This window comes from Streptomyces sp. NPDC001816 (genome assembly GCF_042892235.1).
Taxonomy (GTDB): Bacteria; Actinomycetota; Actinomycetes; order Streptomycetales; family Streptomycetaceae; genus Streptomyces.
Window position 1 is genome coordinate 272,444 of record NZ_JBIATY010000012.1, and the last position, 23,187, is coordinate 295,630.

General features: G+C 72.3%; 21 protein-coding genes. 7 read left to right on the forward strand and 14 right to left on the reverse strand.

From position 1 onward, the window contains the following. Positions 1-21: 21 nt before the first annotated feature. Positions 22-549 (reverse strand): gluconokinase, encoded by a 528-nt coding sequence (locus tag ACFYZZ_RS35090; RefSeq protein WP_389184899.1) that lies wholly within the window; start codon positions 547-549, stop codon positions 22-24. A 128-nt stretch (positions 550-677) separates the two neighbouring features. Here ACFYZZ_RS35090 and ACFYZZ_RS35095 point away from each other — a divergent pair, with 128 nt between their 5' ends. Next, the gene (locus ACFYZZ_RS35095; RefSeq protein ID WP_389184901.1) at positions 678-1,652 is read left to right on the forward strand and encodes a 2-hydroxyacid dehydrogenase; all 975 of its coding nucleotides are present in this window, start codon (positions 678-680) and stop codon (positions 1,650-1,652) included. Between the two features lie 76 nt (positions 1,653-1,728). Here the strand turns inward: ACFYZZ_RS35095 and ACFYZZ_RS35100 are convergent, their stop codons facing one another. Together ACFYZZ_RS35100 and ACFYZZ_RS35105 are read right to left on the reverse strand one after the other, a co-directional pair. Then, on the reverse strand, positions 1,729-2,691 hold the full coding sequence (locus ACFYZZ_RS35100; RefSeq protein WP_389184903.1) for an alpha/beta fold hydrolase: 963 nt from the start codon (positions 2,689-2,691) through the stop codon (positions 1,729-1,731). Positions 2,692-2,792: 101 nt separating this feature from the next. Further along, on the reverse strand, positions 2,793-3,749 hold the full coding sequence (locus tag ACFYZZ_RS35105; protein WP_389184906.1) for a LysR family transcriptional regulator: 957 nt from the start codon (positions 3,747-3,749) through the stop codon (positions 2,793-2,795). Between the two features lie 116 nt (positions 3,750-3,865). Here ACFYZZ_RS35105 and ACFYZZ_RS35110 point away from each other — a divergent pair, with 116 nt between their 5' ends. Genes ACFYZZ_RS35110 through ACFYZZ_RS35135 form a run of 6 tightly spaced genes read left to right on the forward strand, consistent with a single transcriptional unit; the run spans position 3,866 to position 10,630 of the window. Next, entirely contained in the window at positions 3,866-4,738 is an 873-nt protein-coding gene (locus tag ACFYZZ_RS35110) for an FAD binding domain-containing protein (RefSeq protein WP_389184909.1), read from the forward strand. Between the two features lies 1 nt (position 4,739). After that, entirely contained in the window at positions 4,740-5,282 is a 543-nt protein-coding gene (locus ACFYZZ_RS35115; RefSeq protein WP_389184912.1) for a (2Fe-2S)-binding protein, read from the forward strand. After that, positions 5,279-7,651, forward strand: coding sequence for an aerobic carbon-monoxide dehydrogenase large subunit (locus ACFYZZ_RS35120; RefSeq protein WP_389184914.1), 2,373 nt, complete (start codon positions 5,279-5,281; stop codon positions 7,649-7,651). Before ACFYZZ_RS35115 ends, ACFYZZ_RS35120 begins: the two co-directional genes overlap by 4 nt. 10 nt (positions 7,652-7,661) lie before the next feature. After that, on the forward strand, positions 7,662-8,588 hold the full coding sequence (locus ACFYZZ_RS35125; protein ID WP_389184917.1) for an XdhC family protein: 927 nt from the start codon (positions 7,662-7,664) through the stop codon (positions 8,586-8,588). Beyond that, positions 8,581-9,489, forward strand: a complete 909-nt coding sequence (locus ACFYZZ_RS35130; protein ID WP_389184920.1) for an AAA family ATPase — start codon at positions 8,581-8,583, stop codon at positions 9,487-9,489. Before ACFYZZ_RS35125 ends, ACFYZZ_RS35130 begins: the two co-directional genes overlap by 8 nt. Further along, the gene (locus ACFYZZ_RS35135; RefSeq protein ID WP_389184923.1) at positions 9,482-10,630 is read left to right on the forward strand and encodes a VWA domain-containing protein; all 1,149 of its coding nucleotides are present in this window, start codon (positions 9,482-9,484) and stop codon (positions 10,628-10,630) included. Before ACFYZZ_RS35130 ends, ACFYZZ_RS35135 begins: the two co-directional genes overlap by 8 nt. 33 nt (positions 10,631-10,663) lie before the next feature. Here the strand turns inward: ACFYZZ_RS35135 and ACFYZZ_RS35140 are convergent, their stop codons facing one another. From ACFYZZ_RS35140 to ACFYZZ_RS35190, 11 genes are all read right to left on the reverse strand, one after another. Beyond that, positions 10,664-12,253, reverse strand: a complete 1,590-nt coding sequence (locus tag ACFYZZ_RS35140; RefSeq protein WP_389184926.1) for a class I tRNA ligase family protein — start codon at positions 12,251-12,253, stop codon at positions 10,664-10,666. Between the two features lie 10 nt (positions 12,254-12,263). Further along, positions 12,264-13,595, reverse strand: a complete 1,332-nt coding sequence (locus ACFYZZ_RS35145; protein WP_389184929.1) for an HAD-IA family hydrolase — start codon at positions 13,593-13,595, stop codon at positions 12,264-12,266. Continuing rightward, positions 13,592-14,851 (reverse strand): hypothetical protein, encoded by a 1,260-nt coding sequence (locus ACFYZZ_RS35150; RefSeq protein ID WP_389184931.1) that lies wholly within the window; start codon positions 14,849-14,851, stop codon positions 13,592-13,594. Before ACFYZZ_RS35150 ends, ACFYZZ_RS35145 begins: the two co-directional genes overlap by 4 nt. Further along, entirely contained in the window at positions 14,851-16,158 is a 1,308-nt protein-coding gene (locus ACFYZZ_RS35155) for an aspartate aminotransferase family protein (RefSeq protein ID WP_389184934.1), read from the reverse strand. The genes ACFYZZ_RS35150 and ACFYZZ_RS35155 overlap by 1 nt, the downstream gene beginning before the upstream one ends. 103 nt (positions 16,159-16,261) lie before the next feature. Beyond that, positions 16,262-17,083 (reverse strand): hypothetical protein, encoded by an 822-nt coding sequence (locus tag ACFYZZ_RS35160; RefSeq protein ID WP_389184937.1) that lies wholly within the window; start codon positions 17,081-17,083, stop codon positions 16,262-16,264. A gap of 32 nt (positions 17,084-17,115) precedes the next feature. Next, positions 17,116-17,931 (reverse strand): hypothetical protein, encoded by an 816-nt coding sequence (locus ACFYZZ_RS35165; protein WP_389184940.1) that lies wholly within the window; start codon positions 17,929-17,931, stop codon positions 17,116-17,118. 6 nt (positions 17,932-17,937) lie between these two features. After that, positions 17,938-18,711 (reverse strand): ABC transporter permease, encoded by a 774-nt coding sequence (locus ACFYZZ_RS35170; RefSeq protein WP_389184943.1) that lies wholly within the window; start codon positions 18,709-18,711, stop codon positions 17,938-17,940. Further along, a complete protein-coding gene (locus tag ACFYZZ_RS35175; RefSeq protein ID WP_389184946.1) occupies positions 18,708-19,679 on the reverse strand; it encodes an ABC transporter ATP-binding protein in 972 nt (323 codons plus the stop codon). The genes ACFYZZ_RS35170 and ACFYZZ_RS35175 overlap by 4 nt, the downstream gene beginning before the upstream one ends. Then, positions 19,676-20,749 (reverse strand): hypothetical protein, encoded by a 1,074-nt coding sequence (locus tag ACFYZZ_RS35180; protein ID WP_389184949.1) that lies wholly within the window; start codon positions 20,747-20,749, stop codon positions 19,676-19,678. The genes ACFYZZ_RS35175 and ACFYZZ_RS35180 overlap by 4 nt, the downstream gene beginning before the upstream one ends. Then, on the reverse strand, positions 20,746-21,570 hold the full coding sequence (locus tag ACFYZZ_RS35185; protein WP_389184952.1) for a hypothetical protein: 825 nt from the start codon (positions 21,568-21,570) through the stop codon (positions 20,746-20,748). Before ACFYZZ_RS35185 ends, ACFYZZ_RS35180 begins: the two co-directional genes overlap by 4 nt. Further along, complete coding sequence (locus ACFYZZ_RS35190; protein WP_389184955.1) at positions 21,567-22,808, reverse strand: M16 family metallopeptidase; 1,242 nt, start codon at positions 22,806-22,808, stop codon at positions 21,567-21,569. The genes ACFYZZ_RS35185 and ACFYZZ_RS35190 overlap by 4 nt, the downstream gene beginning before the upstream one ends. Between the last annotated feature and the right edge of the window lie 379 nt (positions 22,809-23,187).

The following is a 23,187-nucleotide window of genomic DNA, read 5'->3' on the forward strand; positions in this document are numbered from 1 at the left end:
GAACCTCCTGCGGGGCGCGGACTACCGGGGCAGCTCGGCCACTGCGCGCAGCGCCTGTGCCAGCACCTGCTCCCGGTCGCCGGACGCGTCGATGGTGACGCCCGGCTCGTCGGCCTCCAGCGGATCCAGAATCTCGTACTGGGAGTCGAGCAGCTGCGGGGGCATGAAGTGACCCTTGCGGCGGGCGATCCGCTCTGCGGCCACATCACGGGCCAGCGCGAGATGGATGAACCACAGGTCCGCCCCGGTGCGCCGGAACTGGTCCCGGTAGGCGCGTTTGAGCGCGGAACACGTGGCGACACCCCCGTGCCCGCCTGCCGCGGTCGCGCGAATCCACTCCGTGAGAGCCGCCAGCCAAGGCTTGCGATCGGCGTCGTCGAGGGGGTGTCCCGACGTCATCTTGGCGCGGTTGGCCGCGGGGTGGAGGTCGTCGCCTTCCAGGAAGGGCACGCCCAGTCGCTCTGCGAGCCGCGGTCCCACGGTGGACTTGCCGGAGGACGACACGCCCATCACGATCACCACGCGTGAACCGCCGACCGCGCTGGTCAACGAGCCTCCCTGAGGTGACGGTGGAACACTGGTGCACATCCACTATCACCCGTCATTTCATGACGTGCTGCACGAGCCGATCCGCTGTCCCCCGACCGCAGCCGGCCGTCGCGCCAGGAGTCCGCCCGATGACCTCCGCCAAGACCTCGGACAGAGAGCGCCTCCTGCTGCCGTTCACGCCCGCCGACCTCGGCGGTCTTCCTCCGGGATGGCATGCGCTGGTGTGGGACGGCACGGGTCGGGCCCCTGACGGCCGGGCCCTGGACGCCGTCGAGTTCTTCGTCATCCCGTACACCTTCACCAGCGCGGCGCTGCCCCTGCTGCCGGCACTGCCGGCCCTGCGCGTGCTGCAGTCCCTGAGCGCGGGCGTCGACGACGTACTGCCCCACCTGCCCGCCGGAGTCACGCTCTGCAACGCCAGAGACGTCCACTCGACCAGCACGGCCGAACACGCGGTGGCGCTGACGCTCGCTGCACTGCGGGGCATCCCCGACTTCGTCCGCTCCCAGGACGCGCAGCGCTGGACAACCGGCTTCCGGCCCGCGCTGGCCGACCGGACGGTACTGCTGCTCGGCTACGGCTCCATCGCCGCCGCCGTCGAAGCGCGCCTGACGGCGTTCGAGTGCCAGGTGCTGCGCGTGGCCCGCACCGCACGACATCTGCCCCAAGGGCCGGTGCACTCCATGGACGAGCTGGAGTCCCTGCTCCCGCAGGCCGACGTGGTGGTGCTGACCGTGCCGCTCACGGACGCGACCCGCGGACTGGTCGGCACACGGTTCCTGGCGCGGATGAGGGACGGAGCCCTGCTGGTCAACATCGCCCGAGGCCCGGTGGTGGACACCACGGCACTGGTCGGCGCCCTGCGCAGCGGGCGGTTGAGCGCGGCACTCGACGTGACGGACCCGGAGCCGCTGCCACCGGGCCATCCCCTGTGGACGACCCCCCACACCCTGATCAGCCCTCATGCGGCCGCCACCACCTCCGCGTTCCGCCCCCGGGCACTTTCGCTGGTCCGTGCCCAGCTGACCCGCTACACGGCCGGAGAGCCCCTGGCCAACGTGGTGACCACGCCCCAGGACCAGGGGAGAGACCGACGAGCGTGACACGGCGGCGGTGTGCCGCTACGGGGTTGCGCGCACGCTCACGAGCGACCCCGGAGGGGTCTCCGTCTTCCGCGACTCAGGAAGTCGCCCCGAGGAAGTCGATGAGCGCTGCGTTCACCTCGTCCGGGCGCTCCTGCTGGGTCCAGTGCCCGCAGCCCGCCAGCTTGAGGGGCTCGCGCCGCAGGTTGGGCATCAGGGCGGGCAGGCGCTCGATGAGTTCGGGCGTGCCGGGGAAGGCGGGGACGACGTCACGGTCGCCGTAGACGTACAGGGCGGGCGGGGTGACGACGGCGCCGTGCCACGCAGCGGTCAGTTCCCAGTTGCGGTCGAGGTTGCGGTACCAGTTGAGCGCCCCGGTGAAGCCCTGGGAGAAGCTCTCGGCGAGCGCGTCGAGGTCGTCCTCGGTGAACCACTCGGGCAGTACCTCGGGGTCGGGCATGGTCGCGAGCCAGCCGCGCTCGGGGTCGACCAGCGGCTGCTCGCCCTCGCCGGCGCCGGGAGCGTCGCCGGAAGCCCAGTAGAAGATCTTCCGCAGAGCGGTGCGCGTGTCCTTCGCCAGCTCGGCGTCGGCGACGCCGGGCCGGTTGAAGTAGTTCCAGTAGAAGCGGCCGCCGAACCGCTCGTCCATGGCGGCCAGCGGAGGCTGTGTCCCCCGGAAGGGGGGCGGCACGCTCAGGCCGGCCACCCCGAGCACCATGTCCGGTCGCAGCAGGGCGGTGTGCCAGGCGACCGGCGCGCCCCAGTCGTGCCCGACGACGTACGCCTTCTCCTCACCCAGGGCCCGGACCAGTCCGACGACGTCGCCGACCAGGTGGAGGATGGTGTAGGCGTCGACATCGCGGGGGTGGTCGCTGCGTCCGTATCCACGCTGGTCGGGTGCGACCACTCGGAACCCCGCGTCGGCCAGGGGGCCGAACTGGTGGTGCCAGGAGTGCCATGACTCGGGGAAGCCGTGCAGCAGCACGACCAGGGGGCCGTCGCCCTGCTCGGCGATGTGCAGCCGAACGCCGTTCACGTCAACCATGCGATGCTCAACCATGTACCTGAGCGTAGGCGCCGTGATCTTCGGCCGGCGGCTTCACCCGCCGACCGGACGCAAGCCGGACGCACCCCTGCGCCAACGGGGGAGGGCCTGCTCCCTCACGCGCCCCAGAGCGTGACGTACACCGGGGGCCGGAACCGGGAGGGCGGGACGCCCGCGCCGGGCGCGCGCATGATGCGGGTCGCCGCGGGCGTGTGCAGGAAGTGCAGGAACGCGTCGGTGGCCGGGGAACGCTGCTCCGGCTGCAGGACGGTGGCGTGCCACGTGGCGTCCGACGGCGTGGCCGGGGTCTCCAGGATGCGCAGCTCGTCACGGAGGATACGGGGCGACACCAGATGGGCCAACGCCGGTGCCACCCCCGCGCCCTCGGCGGCGGCCGCCCAGGTCGCGGCCTGGTTGGGGAACACCCACACATGCCCTTCGGCCACACCGAGCCGACGCAGCAGCCGCCCGGAGTCCGCGTCCGGATCGGTCCCGGAGGAATCGACCAGCCACGACCACTGCGGCGGCGCACCGGGCGGCCGCGGCGACCTGGCGCCGGTCACCACGACCAGCTGGGTGCGGAACAGCGGCTCGCTGACCAGCTCGCCCCTGCGGGCGGCACCGAGATACGGCCCGAGCGCGACGTCGGCCAGCCGGTTCTCCACCAGTACGCGTATCTCGTTGCCGGAGGCCACCCCGAACGACGTCTCGGTCCTGCGCCCCGAGCGGCAGGCGAAGGCCTCCACGAGCGACGGGAGCACGAATTCGGCCAGCGTGCTCGTGGCGACGACCCGCAGTTCGTCGGGCGCACCCCGTGCCGCCCGCACCGCGGCCTCGCCATCCGCGCTCAGCGCGACCATCCGCGACGCGACCGGCAGCAGCCGCGCCCCGGCGGGCGTCAGACGCATCCCACCGCCGCCGGTGCGCCGGATGAGCGGATCGCCGTAGTGGCTCCGCAGCGCGGCGAGCGCCTGCGACACCGCGGACTCGCTCACGTCCAGAGCCCGCGCCGCGGCGCCCACCGAACCGAGCCGGGCAACCAGCACGAACGTGCTGAGCTGCGTGACGGTCACCGTCCGATTTTCTCGCGTTCGGGGTGATAAGTGAATGCTTATCCACCCATTGCCCGGCCGGTACGGAAGAGCGCAGCATCACTTCAGCAACGGGCACAGCGATCCAGGAGGGCCCGATGCAAGTACCGGCTGCATTCCAGTACGAGAGGGCCACCAGCCTTGAGCAGGCCATCGAGCTGCTCACACGGTACGGCCCCGAGGCCCGGGTGGTGGCGGGCGGACACAGCCTGCTGCCGATGATGAAGCTGCGGCTGGCCCAGCCCGAAGCCCTGATCGACATCAACGGCCTCGGCGAGCTGGCGCGGATCCGGGTGGACGGGCACGACCTGGCCGTCGGAGCGATGGTCCGCCACGCGGAGCTGCTCGCCTCGCCGGTCGTCGGCGAGCACTTCCCCATCCTGCGGGACGCGGAACGGGTCATCGCCGATCCGCTCGTCCGCAACCGCGGCACCGTGGGCGGCTCGCTGTGCCAGGCCGACCCGTCGGAGGACCTGTCCGCGGCGTTCTCGGCACTGCGGGCGACCCTCGTCGCCCAGGGCCCCGGCGGCAGGCGCACCATCGCGATCAGGGAGTTCTTCCTCGGACCGTACGAGACCGCGCTGGACGAGGCGGAGCTACTGGTGGAGATCCGCGTGCCCATCCGCTCGCACGCCAGCGCCTACCGCAAGGTCGAGCGCCGGGTCGGCGACTGGGCGGTCGTCGCCGCGGGCGCGGTGCTGGAGATCTCCGAGGGGGTCATCACCGAGGCCGGGATCGGGCTGACCGCGGTGGGTGCCCCACGGTTCGTGGCCGTGCAGGCCGAGGACTTCCTGCGCGGCGGACGGCCGGACGACGAGGCCTTCGCCGAGGCGGGCCGGATCGCCTCGCAGGAGTGCCGGCCGACGGCGGACCAGCGCGGCCCGGTCGATTACAAGCGGCATCTGGCCGGGGAGCTGACGACGCGGGCGCTGCGCGCCGCCGCCGCGCGTGCCCAGGGGCAGGAGGCATGACATGCGGATCACCGTGACCGTGAACGGCGAGCAGCACACGAGGGACGTCGAACCCAGGCTGCTGCTCGTGCACTTCCTGCGCGACGAACTCGGACTCACCGGCACCCACTGGGGCTGCGACACCTCCAACTGCGGGGTGTGCACCGTGTGGCTGGACGGGACGCCGGTCAAGTCCTGCACCGTGCTCGCGGTGATGGCCGACGGCCATGAGGTGCGCACCGTCGAGGGCCTGGCGCACGGGACCGAACTCGACCCGGTGCAACAGGGGTTCATCGCCTGCCACGGGCTGCAGTGCGGCTTCTGCACGCCGGGGATGATGATGACCGCCCGCTGGCTGCTCGACCACAACGCCGATCCGTCCGAGGAGGAGATCCGCGAGGCCATCTCCGGACAGGTGTGCCGCTGCACCGGTTACGAGAACATCGTGCGCTCCATCCGCTGGGCCGCCGAGCACGGCGGCGGGGCGCGGACCGCGGACACCGGCACCGAGCCGGCGCCCGCTCGCGAAGAGCCGGCGCCCGGCCGCGAGGAGGTGCGGGCATGACGACCACCGAGGAGCGGCCGGTCGGTTTCGGACGGATGCCCCGCAAGGAGGACGCGCGGTTCGTCCGCGGCCACGGCACCTACGTCGACGACGTACGGCTGCCCGGCATGCTGCACGGCGCCATTCTGCGCAGCCCGCTGGCCCACGCCCGGATCGTGTCGATCGACACCAGCGCCGCCGAGGCGCACCCCAAGGTCAAGGCCGTGATCACCGGGGAGACCCTGGCCGGTCTCGGGCTGGCCTGGATGCCCACGATCTCGTACGACACCCAGGCGGTGCTGGCCACCGACAAGGTGCGCTTCCAGGGCCAGGAGGTCGCCTTCGTCGTCGCCGAGGACCCCTACGCCGCACGGGACGCTCTCGAGCTGATCGATGTGGAGTACGAGCCGCTGCCACCGGTCGTCGACGCCCTGCGGGCGATGGAGCCGGACGCACCGGTGATCCGCGACGACAAGGAGGGCCAGCGGGACAACCACATCTTCGACTGGTCGGCGGGCGACAAGGAGCGCACCGACGAGGTCTTCGCGGGCGCCGACGTCGTGGTGGCGCAGGACATGCTGTATCCGCGGGTGCACCCGGCGCCGCTGGAGACCTGTGGCACCGTCGCGGACATGGACGCCATCACCGGGAAGCTGACGGTGTGGTCCACCACGCAGGCCCCGCACGCCCACCGCACGCTGTACGCGATGGTGGCCGGCATTCCGGAGCACAAGATCCGCATCATCTCCCCGGACATCGGAGGCGGATTCGGCAACAAGGTCGGCATCTACCCGGGTTACGTGTGCGCGGTCGTCGGCTCGATCGTCACCGGCAAGCCGGTCAAGTGGGTGGAGGACCGCTCGGAGAACCTGATGAGCACGTCCTTCGCCCGCGACTACCACATGCACGGCGAGATCGCGGCGACGAAAGACGGGAAGATCCTGGGCCTGCGCGTCCACGTGATCGCCGACCATGGCGCGTTCAACGCCACCGCGCAGCCGACGCAGTTCCCGGCCGGCTTCTTCGGCGTGTTCACCGGCTCGTACGACCTGGCCGCCGCGCACTGCACCGTGACCGGCGTCTACACCGACAAGGCACCCGGCGGTGTCGCCTACGCCTGCTCGTTCCGGGTCACCGAGGCCGTGTACCTGGTCGAGCGGATGGTCGACGTGCTCGCCGCCGAACTCGACATGGACCCGGCCGAGTTGCGGATGCGCAACCTGCTGCGGCCCGGGCAGTTCCCGTACAAGACGCAGACCGGATGGGAGTACGACTCCGGCGACTACCCGCGCGCCCTGCGCCTCGCGATGGACATCGCGCACTACGAGGACCTACGACGGGAGCAGGCCGAAAAACGCGAGCGCGGCGAGCTGATGGGCATCGGGGTCAGCTTCTTCACCGAGGCCGTCGGCGCCGGCCCCCGCAAGCACATGGACATCCTCGGCCTCGGCATGGCCGACGGCGCTGAACTGCGCGTTCACCCCACTGGCAAGGCCGTCCTGCGGATCTCCGTGCAGACCCAGGGGCAGGGCCACGAGACGACGTTCGCGCAGATCGTCGCCGAGGAACTGGGCATCCCGCCCGAGGATGTCGAGGTGGTGCACGGCGACACCGACCAGACCCCGTTCGGGCTCGGCACCTACGGATCCCGTTCGACACCGGTGTCCGGAGCGGCGGCCGCGATGGTCGCCCGCAAGGTGCGCGAACGCGCGAAGATCGTCGCCTCCGCCATGCTCGAAGTGAGCCCGGACGACCTGGAGTGGGAGAAGGGCCGCTGGTTCGTCACGGGCGATCCCGACCAGGGACGGACCATGGCCGAGATCGCGCTCGCCGCACACTCCAACCTGGAGCTGCCCGAGGGCGTCGAGGGCCACCTGGACGCCACCTGCGTCTACAACCCGCCGAACCTCACCTTCCCCTTCGGCGCGTACATCTGCGTCGCCGACGTGGACGCGGACACCGGCCAGGTGAAGGTCCGCCGGTTCGTCGCCGTGGACGACTGCGGCAACCGGATCAACCCCATGATCGTCGAGGGTCAGGTGCACGGCGGACTCGCCGACGGCCTCGGCATGGCGCTCATGCAGGTGATCGCCTTCGACGAGGACGGCAACTGCCTCGGCGGGTCGTTCATGGACTACCTCCTGCCCACCTCGGTCGAGTGCCCGTCCTGGGAACTCGGCGAGACCGTCACCCCCTCCCCGCACCACCCCATCGGAGCCAAGGGCGTCGGCGAGTCCGCCACCGTGGGCTCGCCCGCCGCGGTGGTCAACGCCGTGGTCGACGCGCTGAAGCCGCTCGGCGTACGCCATGTCGACATGCCGCTGACGCCCGCCGCGGTGTGGCGGGCCGCGCAGGGCCGGCCGCTGCGCACCGACCTGGCGATCACCTGAGGCGCTCGCGATGACGAACCACGAACTGCTGACCCGGGCGGACACGCTCCGGCACGGCCGGACCCCGTTCGTGCTGGCCACCGTCGTCCACGCGGAACGGCCCACGAGCGCCAAGCCCGGGGACAGCGCGCTGGTGCTGCCCGACGGCACCATCGAGGGCTTCGTGGGCGGAACCTGCGCCGAGACGACGGTGCAACTGCAGGGCCTGCGGGTGCTGCAGACCGGCGAGTCGCTGCTGCTGAGGATCACGCCCGGCGCGGACACCGGCACCGAAGGCACGCAGGAGTCCGTCGAAGGCCTGGTCACGGTGGCCAATCCCTGCCTGTCGGGCGGGACGCTCGACATCTTCCTGGAGGCCAACCTCCCCCCGGCGCTGGCGTACGTCTACGGACACGCCCCCATCGCCCGCGCCCTGCTCGACGTCGGTCGCGTGCTCGGCCTCGACGCCCGGCCGGCCTCGCCCGGGGAGCCGCTGCCGCCCGACCTGGACGTCGTCGTCATCGCCACACACGGCCGCGACGAGGAGACCGTACTGCGCGAGGCCGTACGCGCCGGGGTCCCGTACATCGGGCTGGTGGCCAGTCCGAAGCGCGGCGCGGCGGTGCTCGCCGGGCTGGACGTCACCGAGGAACAACGCGCGCGCGTCCACACCCCTGCCGGTCTGGACATCGGCGCGCGGACCCCGGGGGAGATCGCGCTGTCGGTGTACGCCGAGATCATCGCCCTGCGTCCGAAGACGGCCCGGGCCGTTCGCCCCGGAGCCGACCCCGCCGCGCCGCAGACCGCGGCCGAGGGCGTGGATCCCGTGTGCGGCATGACCGTGGCGATCACGCCCGACACCCTCTCACTGGACCGGGCCGGCAGCAGGGTGTACTTCTGCGGGCCGGGGTGCCGGCACGCCTTCGCCGACGACCCCTCCCGTTACGCGCATGCCTGACCTCGACCCCCTCGTACCCGATGTCCCCGCCCTGCGCACGCGTCTCGACGCGGTCGGCTACCTGGCCGACGACGCCCTCGCCACGGCGCTGCTGCTGGCCGTGCGCATGCGGCAGCCGATCCTGCTGGAGGGCGAGCCCGGCGTCGGCAAGACCGAGGCGGCCCGCGCACTCGCCGCCGTGCTGGACACCCCGCTGATCCGGCTGCAGTGCTACGAGGGCCTGTCCTCGGCCGAGGCCCTCTACGAGTGGAACTACCCACGGCAACTGCTGGCCATCAGGCTCGCCGAGTCCCGTGGGGAGCCCCTGCGGGACGCCGACCTGTTCACCGAGGACTACCTGCTGCCACGGCCGCTGCTCGCCGCGATCTGCCACCCGGGACCGCGGCCCGCGGTGCTCCTCATCGACGAAGTGGACCGCGCCGACGACGAGTTCGAGGCGTTCCTGCTGGAACTGCTCGCCGATGCCGCCGTCACCATCCCCGAACTCGGCACCCGCACGGCCGCGGTACCCCCGGTGGCCGTACTGACCTCCAACCGCACCCGGGATCTGCACGACGCGCTCAAACGCCGCTGCCTCTACCACTGGATCGACTACCCGGACACCGCACGAGTCGCCGCGATCATCCGCAGACGGGTGCCGGAGTCGGCCGAGTGGCTGGCCCCGCGCGTGGCGCACGCAGTGGCGCGCCTGCGGGCCCGGCAGCAGCTCACCAAGCCGCCCGGCATCGCCGAGGCGATCGACTGGGCCGGCGCGCTGCACACACTGGGCCTGACCGTCCTCGACGCCGACGCCGCCGACCGCACCCTGGGGGCCGTGCTCAAGTACGCCGAGGACCTTGAGGCCGTGCGCCGGGCGGGACTGGCGGAGCTGATCGACGCCGAGGCAGGCACCGATGCCTGATCTGCCGGAACTGGCCGCCTCGTTCACCGCCGCCCTGCACGACGCGGGGATCGAGGTGGGTCCCGACCGCACCCGCGGCTTCGCCCGGGCGCTCACCCTGCTGGCACCGTCGACGACGCGCGAACTGCGGCACTGCGCGCTCGCCACCCTGGTGTCCGACCCCGAGCAGATCGAGCCGTTCGACGCGGTCTTCCGGGACGTCTTCGGCGGCCCGGCCGACCGCGAAGTACAGCGCGGGCAGCCCGGTGACCCGGCGCGCTCGCTCCCGCGCACCCTTCCCGGCCGCGTCCCCGGCGCCCGCGCCGCCACCGCGGACGGACGCGGCCGGGAGGCCGACGCACAGCCGCGGCAGGCTCCGGTCCCCCTCGCCGCCAGTCCGCTCGACCGTCTCGCGAGCCGCGACTTCGCGGACCTGTCCGCCGCGGAACTGGCGCTGCTCTCCGAGGTGATGCGCACCCTCGTGCTCCGCACCCCGACCCGGCCGTCCCGCCGACACCGCACCGCACACCACGGTCCGCGCATCGATGTGCGCCGCACCCTCTCCGACAGCAGGCGCACCGGCGGACACCCGCTGCGGCTACGCCGCTTCGTGCCCCGCACCCGACCCCGCGACCTCGTCGTGCTCTGTGACATCTCCGGCTCGATGGAGCCCTATGCCCGCGCGATGCTGCAACTGCTCTACTGCGCCGCCCGCGCCACCCATGCCGAGGTTTTCACCTTCGCCACCCGCCTCACCCGCCTCACGCCCGTCCTCCGGCGGGCCGGGCCCGACGACGCCCTGGCACGGGCCGGACGGGCGGCCCCGGACTGGTCCGGGGGCACCCGGATTGCGGAGTGCCTGGCGGAGTTCAACGAGCGGTTCGGACGGCGCGGCATGGCGCACGGCGCCGTGGTCGCCATCGTCTCCGACGGCTGGGACACCGGCCCGCCCGCCGACCTCGCCACCCACATGGCGCGGCTGTCCCGGGTCGCCTACCGCGTCGTCTGGGTCAACCCGCGCACGGCGAGCCCGCGCTACCGTCCGCTCGTGGCCGGCATGGCCGCGGCACTGCCCTACTGCGACGCCGTCGTCAGCGCCCACAACCTCTCGGCCCTGGACGACTTCACCGCCGCACTGTCCGCGCCGCGCCGGCGCCGATGACCACCGCTGCAAACAGCCCTTGACCCCGCTGTGTCAGCCGGGGCCGGGCTGTCCGTCCGGCTCCTCGAGGTGAACGTAGGGTTGCAGTGCCGCCGCGTCCAGTGGCCCGCGGGCCGGTGCGGGAGCAGTGGCCGGGAACTGGCGTGGGAGCGGTTCGAAGCGTTCCGCCTGTCCCAGCCCGGGTTCGCCGGGGAAGCCGAGCTGTGCCCAGACGAGGCCGGCCAGGTCCGGCAGCAGCGGCCGGCCGAGCAGCGCCAGGCCGACCAGCCACTCCGAGTCGGCGTCGAGTGGAGTGCGCGCCCAGTCTTCGAGCGCCCGCACGGCGGCCGTCAGGTCGGGTGAGTACGGGGTGAGCAGCGCGTACTGGTCGGCCGCAGCCTTGAGCGCCAGGTCTGCCCGCCGCACCGGACCGGACTGCTGACGCAGCCGGTCGAGGGCCGGGCGCAGTACCTTGGCGTCCCAGTCACGCAGGGCGTTGACGTGCCCGGTCAACGTCTCGGTCGACGTCTCGGCGGGGCCGTGGTCGAGTGGCGCGTGGAGCAGGGCGTAGCGCAGCTCGTCGGAGGTCACGGACGTGCCTTCCAGCAGCTCGGAGAGCCAGATGCCGTGCCGCTTGCTGGTGGAGCACTTGCGCCCCTCGAAGTGCAGCATGCCGTTGACGACCGTGGCGTCGAACGGGCTCAGCGTCCCCTGCGAGCCCTGTGCCAGCACGTCGGGGACGAGCAGCCCAGGGGTGGAGTTGTCGCTGCCGAACAGGCCGACCGTCGTGACGCCGCTGCCCGGAGCGAACGGGTTCACGGCGGCACCGGTCAGTGCCTGGTGCACCTCACCGCAGTAGACGCTGTAGAGGAAGTATCCGTTGCTGATGACCTTCCCCACGGGCAGTGTCCCGCTCCGGACGCCCCAGTCGCCCTGTCCGGTCAGCCGGACACGGCCGCCGTGCTTGTCCAGGGCACGCAGCAGCGGAGCGAGGAACACGGGCCGCAGCCCGGCCGCCCGGTGCCGGTCGGCGACGGCCTGCGGATCGGCGGCCGTCGCGAACCAGTTCTCCTCCGTGCGCCACTCGACGGGGCTGTCCGTGAGCCGGGACCGCGCCCGAAGGATCTGCTCGGGGACGAAGTACTCGCCGCAGTAGGTGCAGGTGCTGCCCCCGCACGGGCGCTCGCAGTGCGGGCAGTCGCCCGCGATCCACGGGCCGACGAGCGGCCGGCCCGTGTCCTGCGCGTAGGGTATCCGCTCCCTCTCCAGACGGGCGGCGCCGGTCGTCCGCAGCCGGGTCAGGACGTTCTCGTGCAGTCGCCGGTAGGCGTCCCGGTGGTCGGGGCCCGCCGGATCGATCCACCCGTCCAGGTCGATGGACAAGCGGGCGAGGTCGCGCGCGATCCCCGCGTGGTGGTCGCGGTAGGTCTCCTCCGGGGAGCGGCCCTCGCTGTGGGCGGCGGCCACCACCCAGTCCTCGTAGGCGTCGCTGCCGGTGATGACCGCTACCTCGTGGCCCTGGGCACGCAGCGCCCGGGCGATGACGTCGGCCCGGAGATAGGTGCCGCCGCCGTGGCCGATGTGCAGCCGGCCGTTGGGCGTCGGCTGCATGGGAACGAGCAGGACCTTGTGATGGATGTGCATGGGAGCGGGGTCACCCCTTGGCGAGGACGGTCACGAGCAGGTCGGTCAGGCCGGGCAGGGCGGCGATCCTGGGTCCGGTCCACGAGCGCGGCTCACCGCACTCCACCAGGACGGCGGTCATGCCCGCGGCGGCGGCACCGGCAAGCTCCCCGTCGGTGCCGTCACCGACGAAGACGCAGGCCGATGGTGGAACACCGAGCCGGTCGGCGGCTGTGCGGAACAGTTCCGGATCCGGTTTCATGACACCGGCCTCCGCGGAGAGCAGCAGTTCGTCGAAGCGGTCCGCGAAGGCCGACTCACGCACCATCTCCCGCACGTCGGAGGTGCAGTTGGAGACCAGGGCCGTGCGCAGGCCCAACTGCCTCGCCGCCGTCACGGCCTGGACGGCGCCGGGCAGCGGGGTGGCGAAGGCCTCGCCGTGCAGTCGGCGGCGGGTGGCCGCCGCCTGAGCCGCCTGGGCCGGCGACCAGGTACCCGCCAGATGGTCGCGCAGCCAGTCCAGGTAGTCGGCGAACGGCCTGGTCTCACGTATCTCCCTGGTGCGCTTCCACGCGTCCGCGAGATCCTCGGGCCGCTGCCCGAGCGCCACGGCGGTGGCCTCGAACGTGCGCCGCTTCAGCTCGTCCGGCAGCGGCACCAGGGTCTTCCACAGATCGAACAGCACGGCGTGGCGCTCGCCGGGCCAGGACAGTACGACGGGTTCCTGCCAGCGGGAGTTGTCGAGCATCACGTCCGCCAGCGTCCGCGGCGCGTGCTCGTCCAGGTACGCCCGTTGGGCCGGCAGGTATTTGTCGCGGTACTTCCGCATCACTTCTTCGCCCTGGGCGGGCAGATCGCGCGACCGGGCCCGTTCCAGCACCGTGTGCTCGTCCGCGTGCAGGTGCACGAAGAGGTCGACATGGGGCCTGGTCTCCGCGCGGTACAGGAAGACGCCCTCCAGGATCACCACACTGCCGGGATCGATGTCGTAGCGGATCGTGGTCCACTCGTCCGTGGGCAGGTCGAGGCGCGCCACGGTACGGTGCAACCCCCCGTCGGCCCGCAGGGGGGCCAGGACTTCGGCGGCCAGCCGGGCGAAGTCGATGCTGCGCTCGTAGTACTGGCGCGGCTCCGGCAGCGCGGGGTCGTAGCGCTCGGCCCGCGGGCGGTGGAAGTCGTCGACGTGCACCACTGCGGCGGGCACGCCCCTGTCCTGCAGCGCGACCCGCAGCCGTTCGGCAAGCCTCGACTTGCCCGCGGTGTCGACTCCGGTGACGCCGACCACGTACGGGCGTGTCGGTCCGCCGCTCCGCCGCTCGCCGATCAGCGCGGCCAGCGCGTCCAGAACCGGTCCGCCGCTCATGCGCCCACCTCCGCCACCCGTGTTGCCAGGCGGTCCAGGCGGCTCGCCAGCCGTTCGTACAGGTCGCTCGCGTAGGCGGTGTCGTCCCTGCGGTCGAGCGGGGTGGGTTCCACCCGCAGCACGGACAGCAGGGGGTGCGCGGTCCCGGTCAGCAGCAGTGCTCCGTCGTCGTCGGCGAGCAGCCGGGCGGGGGAGTCGCCGGGGCGCGCCAGCACGCCGTCCGCGTGGATGTCCGGCGCCTGACCGTGGTAACCGAGTGCCTGGACGATCAGTGCGGCCTCGTCGAAGCCGTCGGCCGCGTCGGCGAGTACGGGTGCGTCCACGAGAGCGGCGCCGGGCACCTCGCCCGCCCAGAGGGCGCAGTACAGGGCGCGTGACTGGTGACGCAGCCCCGAGTCCCGGTAGACGATGCCGGTGGCCGGGCACACGTCGGCGACGGGGTCGAACGGGCGCTCCCGGCCCGGTACCTGACCGAGCCGGGCGAGGTCCGCGCTGTCGTACATGAGCCGGGCCGGACCACGCCGGACGACCCGGAGGGCGGGCATGGCCGCGCCGGGGTGCTCGGCGCGCAGTTCGGCCCGCGCATCGAGCAGGGTCTGCAGGGCGGACATCGCGCTGTGCGAGCAGCCGGCGATGACGACCGGGCGGCCGGCGGCCGCGAGGAGCCTGTCCTTGATGTCCTGACGGTGACCGATGGAGATCACGGTTCCCGAAGCCAGTACCTTCGCCCGCCAGGGGGCCAGTTCCGGATGCGGCCGCTCGGTGCGCCCCGTGGCGAGCACCACATGCCGTGCCGACTCCGTGCTGCCGTCGGAGAGTTGCAGCACCACCCGCCGCTGCCGGCTGTCGGCGTGCACCGCGACGACCGCGCTGCCCAGTCGCAGCCCCTCCGGTCCGAGGGCATCCGCGAGCGTGCCTCCGAGTGCGGTCAGGGCGGTGGCCAGCCGCTCCATGGCCACCGGCTGCTCGGCGTGGACGACGTCGGCCAGCGCGGGGGAGTGGGCCAGGGATGCGAACGGGCCGCTCGGGTCCAGGTGTTTGAAGAAGCGGGAGCCGATGGAGGTGGTGGTGATCCCGTACCGGGCGAACCCGCCGGGGCCCACCGTGGTGCCGCGCTCGTAGACGCGGATCCGCCGGCGCAGCAGGCCGGGGGCGGAGGAGAGGAACGTGGTGGTGCGGAAGCCGCCTCCGACGAACGCGATGTCGCTGTCGGCGGCGGGCTGTCGCGGCGTCGGACGGGCCGGCCGGTGAGACATCAGATTCCCTCCGCCAGCAGCAGTTCGGTGAACCGGTCGCAGATGACGTCGGCCTCCTCGAGGGTGAGGATCAGGGGCGGGCGGACCTTCAGCACGTTGCCGTGTCCGTAACGCGAGGTCCGCAGGACCAGACCGTGGTCCAGGGCGCGTTCGGCCAGCCGGTTGGTGAGCGCGGCGCTGGGGCGTCCGGACTCGTCGACGATCTCGACGCCGATCATCAGACCCACTCCCCGCACGTCCGCGAGGTGCGGGTGCGTGCGGCGCAGGCTTTCCAGGCGGCCGAGGACGTGCGCGCCGGTGGCCCGCACGTTGGCGAGGAAGCCCGGGTCGTCGATGACGTCCAGGGTGGCGAGCGCCGCGGCGGCGGCCAGCAGGTTGGCCCCGTAGGTGAAGGAGTGGTCGTTGGTGGGCAGGCCCGCCAGCTCGTCACTGGTGAGGATGGCCGCGACCTGGGTGCCGGAACCGCCGAGTCCCTTGGCCACGGTGATGGCGTCGGGGTCCACGCTGAAGTGCTCGGCGGCGAACATGCGTCCCGTGCGGCCGATGCCGGTCTGCACCTCGTCGAAGATCAGCTTGATGTCGTGGGCGTCGCACAGCTCGCGCAGCGCGGCGAAGTACCCGTCCGGCGGCACGATGTTGCCGCCGTTGCCAGATATGGGCTCCACGAGCACCGCCGCCACGCTGCCGCTGCTGGCGTACTCCAGGAAGTCGTTGATGCGGTCCACGCACATCAGGCCGCAACTGCGGGGATCCTGGCCGTAGAAGCAGCGCATGCAGTACGGGTCCGGCACCTGAAGTCCGCCGTGGTAGAGCTGGGCCAGCGGCTGCTTGCGGAAGGCGTTGCCGGACAGGCTGGCCATCATCACCGTCTGGCCGACGTGGCTGCGGAAGAGGGTGATCACATCCCGTCGTCCGGTCGCGCGTTGCGCCATCTTCACCGCGCCCTCGTTCGCGGCCGAGCCCCCGTCCACCTTCAGATGGGCCTTGCTGATCGTCTTCGGGGCCAGCTTCACCAGGCGGTGGGCCAGAGCGTTGATGGGTGCCGTCTGGAACCCGGACGTGACATGGATGAGCTGGTCGGCCTGTTCCTTGATGGCCCGGACCACCGCGGGGTGGCGGTACCCGAGACTGAGGTTGAAGGTCGCGGACGCGCAGTCGATGTAGCCGCGGCCTTCGGAGTCGTACAGGTAGATGCCCTCGCCGGCCACCATCCGGGTGTCGGAGACCGGATAGTAGACGGCGCTGGTGTCGTCGACCTGCTGCTCGGGCACGAGGTCCGGGGCTACGAGATGAGGGGGCAGGGGCATACGAAGGCTCTCCAGGCTCATTGACGCTCTTCGACGGGGAAGCGGGAGGCGGGCGGCGGCGCGGGGGCGGCTCGGCGGCAAGGGGTGGGACCGGTGCTGCCGTTCAGGTCTGCCGGGCAGGGGTCAGAGCCCTGACCTCGGTGTACAGGCCTTGCGCTGCCAGCAGGCGGGCCAGTTCCCGGGCCTGTGAGCCGGTACCGGACAGAAGACAGGACCAGCCCTCCACCTCGGCCTCCACGTAGGCGGAGATCACCTCGCGCACGGTCAGTCCGGGCAGGGCGTCGGCGATCAGGGACATGCCGTGGTCCACGGAATGCGGATCACCGGGCAGCAGACAGGCACCGAAGCCACCGCTCACCGGACGGGGACGCCAGGCAGCGCGCCAGCCCTCCTTCTGCGCCGTCTTCCAGAAGGCCCGCGCCTCCGCGAGCAGCGCGGAACGTGGCAGGGCGGCCAGCCGGCCGCTGATCCCCTCGGTGACGCCCTCGTCGCGGTGCCGGGTGAACGGTTGCCCCGTCGGCAGACTGACCAGGTACTTCTCCACGTTGGGGCCGATCTCCTGGGGCTCGGTCGGGGTGTGCACACAGTTGGCGAACGCCGAGGTACCGAACCGCGCCCGCACCTCGCCGCGCAGGTGCGCGCAACGGCGCACCACGTCCGGCCCACGGACCACGATGACCTCGCACGGTCCGCTGGTCAGGTACAGCCTCAGCAACTCTGCGGTGATCGGGTACTTGGGCCCGGCGAACTTGGGCCATGTGTCCATGACGTCCTCGTCCTCCAGACAGACCTCGTAGCGCAGCTCGACGGTCAGCCGCGAGGCCCCGAGGAGCTCGTCGACGTACTCGCGCACCTGGGGGCAGCGGTAGCCGTCCGGCTTGACGACCAGGACGCTCAGCTCCCCCGGCGCCGCCGGGTGGGACATGGGATGACCTTTCTGTTCGAACGGTTCGTCGCTCATACGGCGAACTCGTAGCCGTCGTGCCGGCGGGCCAGCTGTGCCGAGACACGGAACGCGGTCAGCGCGGCGGCCAGCCACAGCGCGCCCGCGAGCGCGGCGCAGGCCGCCGGCCGTGCGACGGCGGCCGGGCCGGCACCGTCGGCGAGAGCGCGCACCGCTGCCACGCCGTGCGTCGCCGGCAGCGCACCGGCCAGCAGGCGCACGCCGAACGGCCAGAAACCGGTCGGCACCTGGATCCCGCTGATCGCCATGGTGACGAGGAAGGCGGTGTTGAACACGATGTTGCGGACGGCCGGCGCGGCGATCACGAAAGCGCCGAGGAACAGCCCGAAGCAGTACGTGCTGAACGCGGTCAGCAGCACCAGCGCCACCAGCACCGGAAGCCGCGCCGCCGCGAACTGCACGCCGAACAGCGGATCCAGCAGCACCAGCGCGACGAGCGAGGTCGCGCAGCCGCTCACGGGCCACTGCAGGCTGCGGCCGAGGAAGATCCACCCCATCTCGCTGGGCGCGGCGGCCAGCAGCGCCAACGTGCCCTGCGCGCGCTCCCAGCTGGTCGACACCACCACCGTCATGGCCTCGATGACGCATGTCATCACCGAGTTGCCGAGGACGAGATAGCGGGTCTGCCCGGGCGAGTGCAGGTAGGAGCCGAGCAGAGCGAAGAAGGTGACCTGGCACAGCATCCGGCCCAGCCAGCCGAACGTCCAGCTGTACCAGGTGTAGGTCGCGCGGAAGTCGGCGAAGGCGTTGGCGGCGGCCGCGCGGACCACCCGGCCGACGCCGGTCACACGGGAGGCAGTGATGTCCATGAGGCCTCACATCCGGGCCAGGGTGCCGGTGACCCGGACCCTGCGCAGAATTCGGTCGATCAGCAGCGTTCCGGCGGCGTAGCCGGCCAGCCCGAGCAGCACCACGGCCAGCAGGCCGCCTGTGGTGTCCCGGGCCGGACCGGGACTCACGGCGTCCCGCAGGACATCCGCGCTCCAGGTCAGGAACACGGCCTTGCTGGCCGGGCGCAGCCAGTCCGGGAGGTAGCTCACGGGCACCAGGACCCCGCCGAGCAGGAAGAAGGGAAAGCTCAGTGTGTTCTGCAGGATCCGGGCGGAGGGGGCCAGCACGAACAGGGCCGACACACAGCTCGCGGTGCCCGCCATGGCGGCCGCGGTGAGCAGTACACCGACCACGAAGAGCAGCGGGTGGGCGATCGTCACCACCAGGCCGAAGCCGGCCCAGGCGACGAGCCAGGCCTCCGCCAGGCTCAGCGTGCTCAGCACCGTCACGGCGGCGATCCGGGCCGTGACCACCGCCGAGTAGCGCGCCGGTGTGGCCACCACGGCCTCCAGCGTGCCCCGCTCCCGCTCATGGCCGATCAGCTCTCCACCCGCCATCAGCGCCATCGACCACAGCGACATCAACACCGGTGCCAGCACGGCGAATCCGGCGAGGTCGCGCCGGTCGGCGTGTTCGGTGATGGCGAGGAAGACGCATGTGTACAGCGGCGCCGTCACGAAGACGTGGAGGGTGTCCGGGGTCCGCAGGGTCATCAGCACCTGCAGGCGGAAGACCTGCCAGAACAGGGCGGGGGTCACCGGTCCACCCGCATTCCGCGGTCCCGCACCAGGTGCCGGTAGACCTCGGCCAGCCCGGGGCTGACCGTGGCCAGCGAGGTGACGCCGGCCGCGACCAGCCTGCGCAGCACCTCGGAGGTGGTCTCGGCGGCCGAGATCTCCACGGTGATCCGCCCGTCCGGCGTCCGGTCGACCGAGGAGACGCCGGTGAGTCGCCGTAGCTCCTCGGCGACGGCGGCCGGCACCCCGGCCGCCTGCACGCACTCGTAGGCGGACATCTGCAGGGCCAGTACCTCCGGCCGGTCGGTCACCAGCACCTGACCGCGGTCGATCAGCGTGACCTGGTCGCACACGGCTTCGGCCTCCGCCATGTCGTGCGTGGTGATGAGCACGGTGCGGCCCTCCGTGCGCAGCTCGTGCACCAGCGTGCGGAAGTCGAAGGCGGCCAGCGGGTCCATACCGGTGGTGGGCTCGTCGAGGATGAGGACCCGGGGATCGCTGACCAGTCCGCGGGCGAGGTGGAGGCGCTGCTTCATGCCCCGGGAGAAGCCGTCGACACGGTCTCCCGCCCGCTCGCTCAGGCCGACCCGTTCCAGCAACCCATCGACCCGGCGCGCGAGTTCGCGGCCGTGCAGGCCGTAGAGCGCGCCCCACAGGGTGAGGTTCTGGCGGGGGGTGATGCGGCCGTACAGGCCCCGGTCGCCGCCGAAGACGATGCCGATCAGCGGCTTGACCGCCCGCGGCGCGGTGGCCACGTCGTGCCCGCACACCCGGGCCGTGCCGCCGCTGGGCAGCAGGACGGTGGTGAGGATCTTGCACAGGGTCGTCTTCCCGGCCCCGTTCGGCCCGAGCAGGCCGTGCACCTCGCCGGTGCGGACCGTCAGGTCGATGCCGCGCAGCGCGGAGACCGTCGCGCCGGGCCGTCGCCGGGAGCCGAACTCGCGGGTGAGCGCGGTCACTTCGATCGCAGGTACGTCCGGGTTCGTCACGCGCCGGCCTCCTCGCCCGTCGCCGCTGCGAGGGCCGCAGCATGCACGTCCGGATCCACGAGTTCGTCCGCCACCAGCAGGAAGTCACCGACCGGGGTGCGGGCCAGGGACAGCGCGGCCCGGTGTTCGAGGAGGCACCGCTGCCCGGGGCGTGCCGTACGGGTCAGAGGCATGCCCCAGACCGGCTGCCCCGCTTCCAGCCGCGCCGCCACCGTGCGGTCCTGTTGCGGTACCGGCCGGCCTGCGGCGGCACGGCGGGCGGACTCCTGAGCCGCGCCGGCGGCCAGGGCCTGCCGAAGCTGCCCGGCTGCCGGGTGCACGACGGCGTCGCTCAGCAGATCGACCAGTTCCAGGAGTTCGGGCGCCAGCCGGTGGCCGGCCGCCGCCTCCGCCACCGCCGCCGGTGCCGGCGCACCGCTGTCGAGCAGCATCAGCAGGTCGACGGCGTCCTTGGTGTGGAACTCCCGCTGGAAGCGCTCTTCCGCCACCGACAGCAGGTCGGCGAGAGACTGCTCGGCGGGCAGGTCTGGACGGACGGGCACGGTGGCGAAGTCGCCGGAGAACGCGGCCGTGCACAGCTCCACACGGATCTCCTCCTCCAGCAACGCGTCGGGGGAGGGCCACAGCACGGCGAGCATGACGTGCAGCCGCCCGTCGGCGGTGAACAGCGACAACTCCGCCGGCTCGCCGCCCAGCGAGCACAGGGTGCCCGCGGCCCGCCACAGCTGCTCCTCGTCCGATGCGACGAGGTCGAGGTCACCGACCGGGCGCCGGACGTCGGGCGGATAATGTGCGGCGAGGGAGGGCCCCTTGACGGTACGCACCCCGGTGCAGCCGTCCAGAGCCGTGCGCAGCTCGGCGTAGCGGGCCGCACGGGAGGCCGCCCTGGCCAGCAGATCCCTGCTGCCGCTGCCGGCCTCGACGCCTTCCGCGACGGCCAGCGAGACGACCAACTGGGCGAGCGTGCCCGAGGTCTGCTGGGCGCGGCGCACCAGACGATATGCGCCCTCGTGCTCCGGGACCCGCAGCAGCCGGTGCAGCAGTGCGAGGTCGAGTCGTGTGACGGTCATGCCGGCCCCGCTCCCTTCAGTGTCGCGGTCAGTTCCTCGGTACGGGCCGTCCAGTAGCGGTGGTCCACCGTCCAGCCCTGCGCACACAGGCTTTCGGTGACCCGGTCGCCGTTGCCGTCGGGGCCGTGCACCACGTGCCCGATCAACGGCGTCCGTGCCGCCCGGGCGAGATACGCGACAGCGGCGACCAGGGCCGCGCGGCCCGCGGGGGCGTCCGCGTCGGGTTCGACGAGAACGTCCACCAGTTCCATGTGGGACCGTGCCGAGATCTCGTCCCAGGCCCGGCCGATGACGGTCGCGTGCCCCACGGGCACACCGTGCTCCCACACCAGCAGGGAGTGCCGGGACGGAGTGTCGAGCAGGGCGTCGGCCTCGGCGGTCGCGGCCCCGGGATCCGCCGGCCGGCCCTGCTCGCGCGCGGCGTGCAGGATGGCACGCGCCAGCCAGTTCGCCAGCAGCGGCCGGTGTTCCTCCTCGGCCGGGGTGACGCGGGGGCCGGCCGGGGCGACCGGGACGTCGGCGTCCGCGGCCAGCCGTACGTAGGTGAGCTCTCGGTGCCACGGTCGCGGTAGCCGGACCTGCGCACCGGTGCGCACGACGACGACCGAGGTGTCGGGGTGGCCGGCAAGCAGGGCCCGCCACAGGGAGGGTGCGGTTTCGGAGTCCGACACCAGCCCGGGGTCCGCGTACTCCACCAGCAGACGCCGGGCGTCCGACAGGGGATCGGTGGAGTCGCCCGCCACGAAGGGCAGGCCGGACACCGTGCGCAGCAGACCGGCGTCGCGCGCGGCCTCCAGATAGCTTTCGACGGCATACATCATGCGGCCACCGATCGAACGGTCAGCAGGAGATGCCGCCGGACGTCTGCGGCGGCCCGCCGGACGTCCGCGGCGCTCACCCGGCGCAGCTCGGTGATCTCCTCCTCGAGGCTCCAGGGACGTCCGGCCGAGCAGCTGCGCTCGGCGATCAGCTTGGCGTACTCCAGGGGTGTCTCCGACTCGAGGACGAGGCTCATCTCCGCCTGCCGCAACGCCGCGTCGAAGTCGTCGGGTGACGGGCCCTGTTCGGCGACGGCAGCCAGCAACTCGTCCACGACGGCGTGGACCCGGTCGGCGGCGGACGCCTCCGCGCCGATCAGCAGCCGCCAGGCACCGGCCTCCCGGTAACCGCGGTCCCACGCGTGGAACGAGTAGGACAGCCCGTGCTCGCTGCGCAGTGTGCGGTACAGCAGGGAAGAGGGACTGGAGCCGAGAAGGTGGGCGAGGACGCCATAGGCGGCGCGCCCCGGGATTCCGGCCCTGGGGGAGCGTGCGCCGAAGCAGAGCCAGGCGAAGTCGCGGGTCGCGGGATCGGGCAGTGGATCGCCGGCGCCGACGGGCTCCAGGGGTACGTGGGGCGCCCGGGCCACCGGCCGGCCGGTCGCGTGGGCGGCGGCCCGGGTCAGCACCTGCGGGACGCGCGGTCCCACAACGACCAGGACACCCGGGGCCCGGACGAACCGTTCGCGGTGGACGGCCTTCAGATCACCCGCGGTCACCGTGCCCAGCTGGTCCGGCTCACCGCCGACCGGGCGGCCCAGCGGATGTCCGGGAAAGAGCTGGGCGAGCACCGCGTCCTGGACGGCGTCCGCGGGGTCGGCGGCCGCTGCCGCCAATTCCTGCAGCACCACGGTTCGTTCGCTGTCCAGGGTGCTGTCGTCGAGCTCCGGTTCGAGCACGGCGCGCAGGAGAGCGGCGGCGACGTCCTCCGCGTCGTCGGCGTGCACCTGTGCGTAATACAGCATCACTTCGAGGCCCGTCTGGGCGTTGGCTTGACCGCCGCGGCGCTCCACGTACTCGCTGAACGACAGGTGCGTCCCGCCGTCGCCGAGAGGGCAGGACATCACCAGGTGTTCCAGAAGGTGGGCGATCCCGCCGCGGTCCTGCGGGTCGTCGCGGGAACCGTGGGCCAGTGCCCAGCAGATACTGGTGGTTTTCAGCCGTTCGTCGACCACGGTCAGCAGGGGGACGGACGCGGTTGCCGGCCCCGGAGGACGGGTGGTGAGGTCGTAGTCAGTCAAGGGCCACTCTCTCGGGGCCGTACGCGGCGGCGGGCCGACGCGATGTGCGGATGAACGAGGGGGAAGGGGCAGCGCACCGGCGGCTGCCGGGGATACGGAACTCCCCGGCAGCCGCGCATCATGCGGGGCCTCAGGCCTTGGCGGCCTTGACCTTCACCTTGTCCAGGCGGGGACGCATGCCGACGGCGTGGTTGCGAGTCATGTCGCTCTCCTTCGATTTCTCGGTTCTCTAGGTGGCCGGAAGGCCCGACCGATGAGAACGCTAGGCAGCGCGTGTCAACAGGCCGTCGACAGCCGGTCGGTGACCGACTTCGACCAAGCGTTGATCAGTTGTTGACGCGGCCGTGCCACCCTGTGCGCTGACAGGTACAAGCGGCTC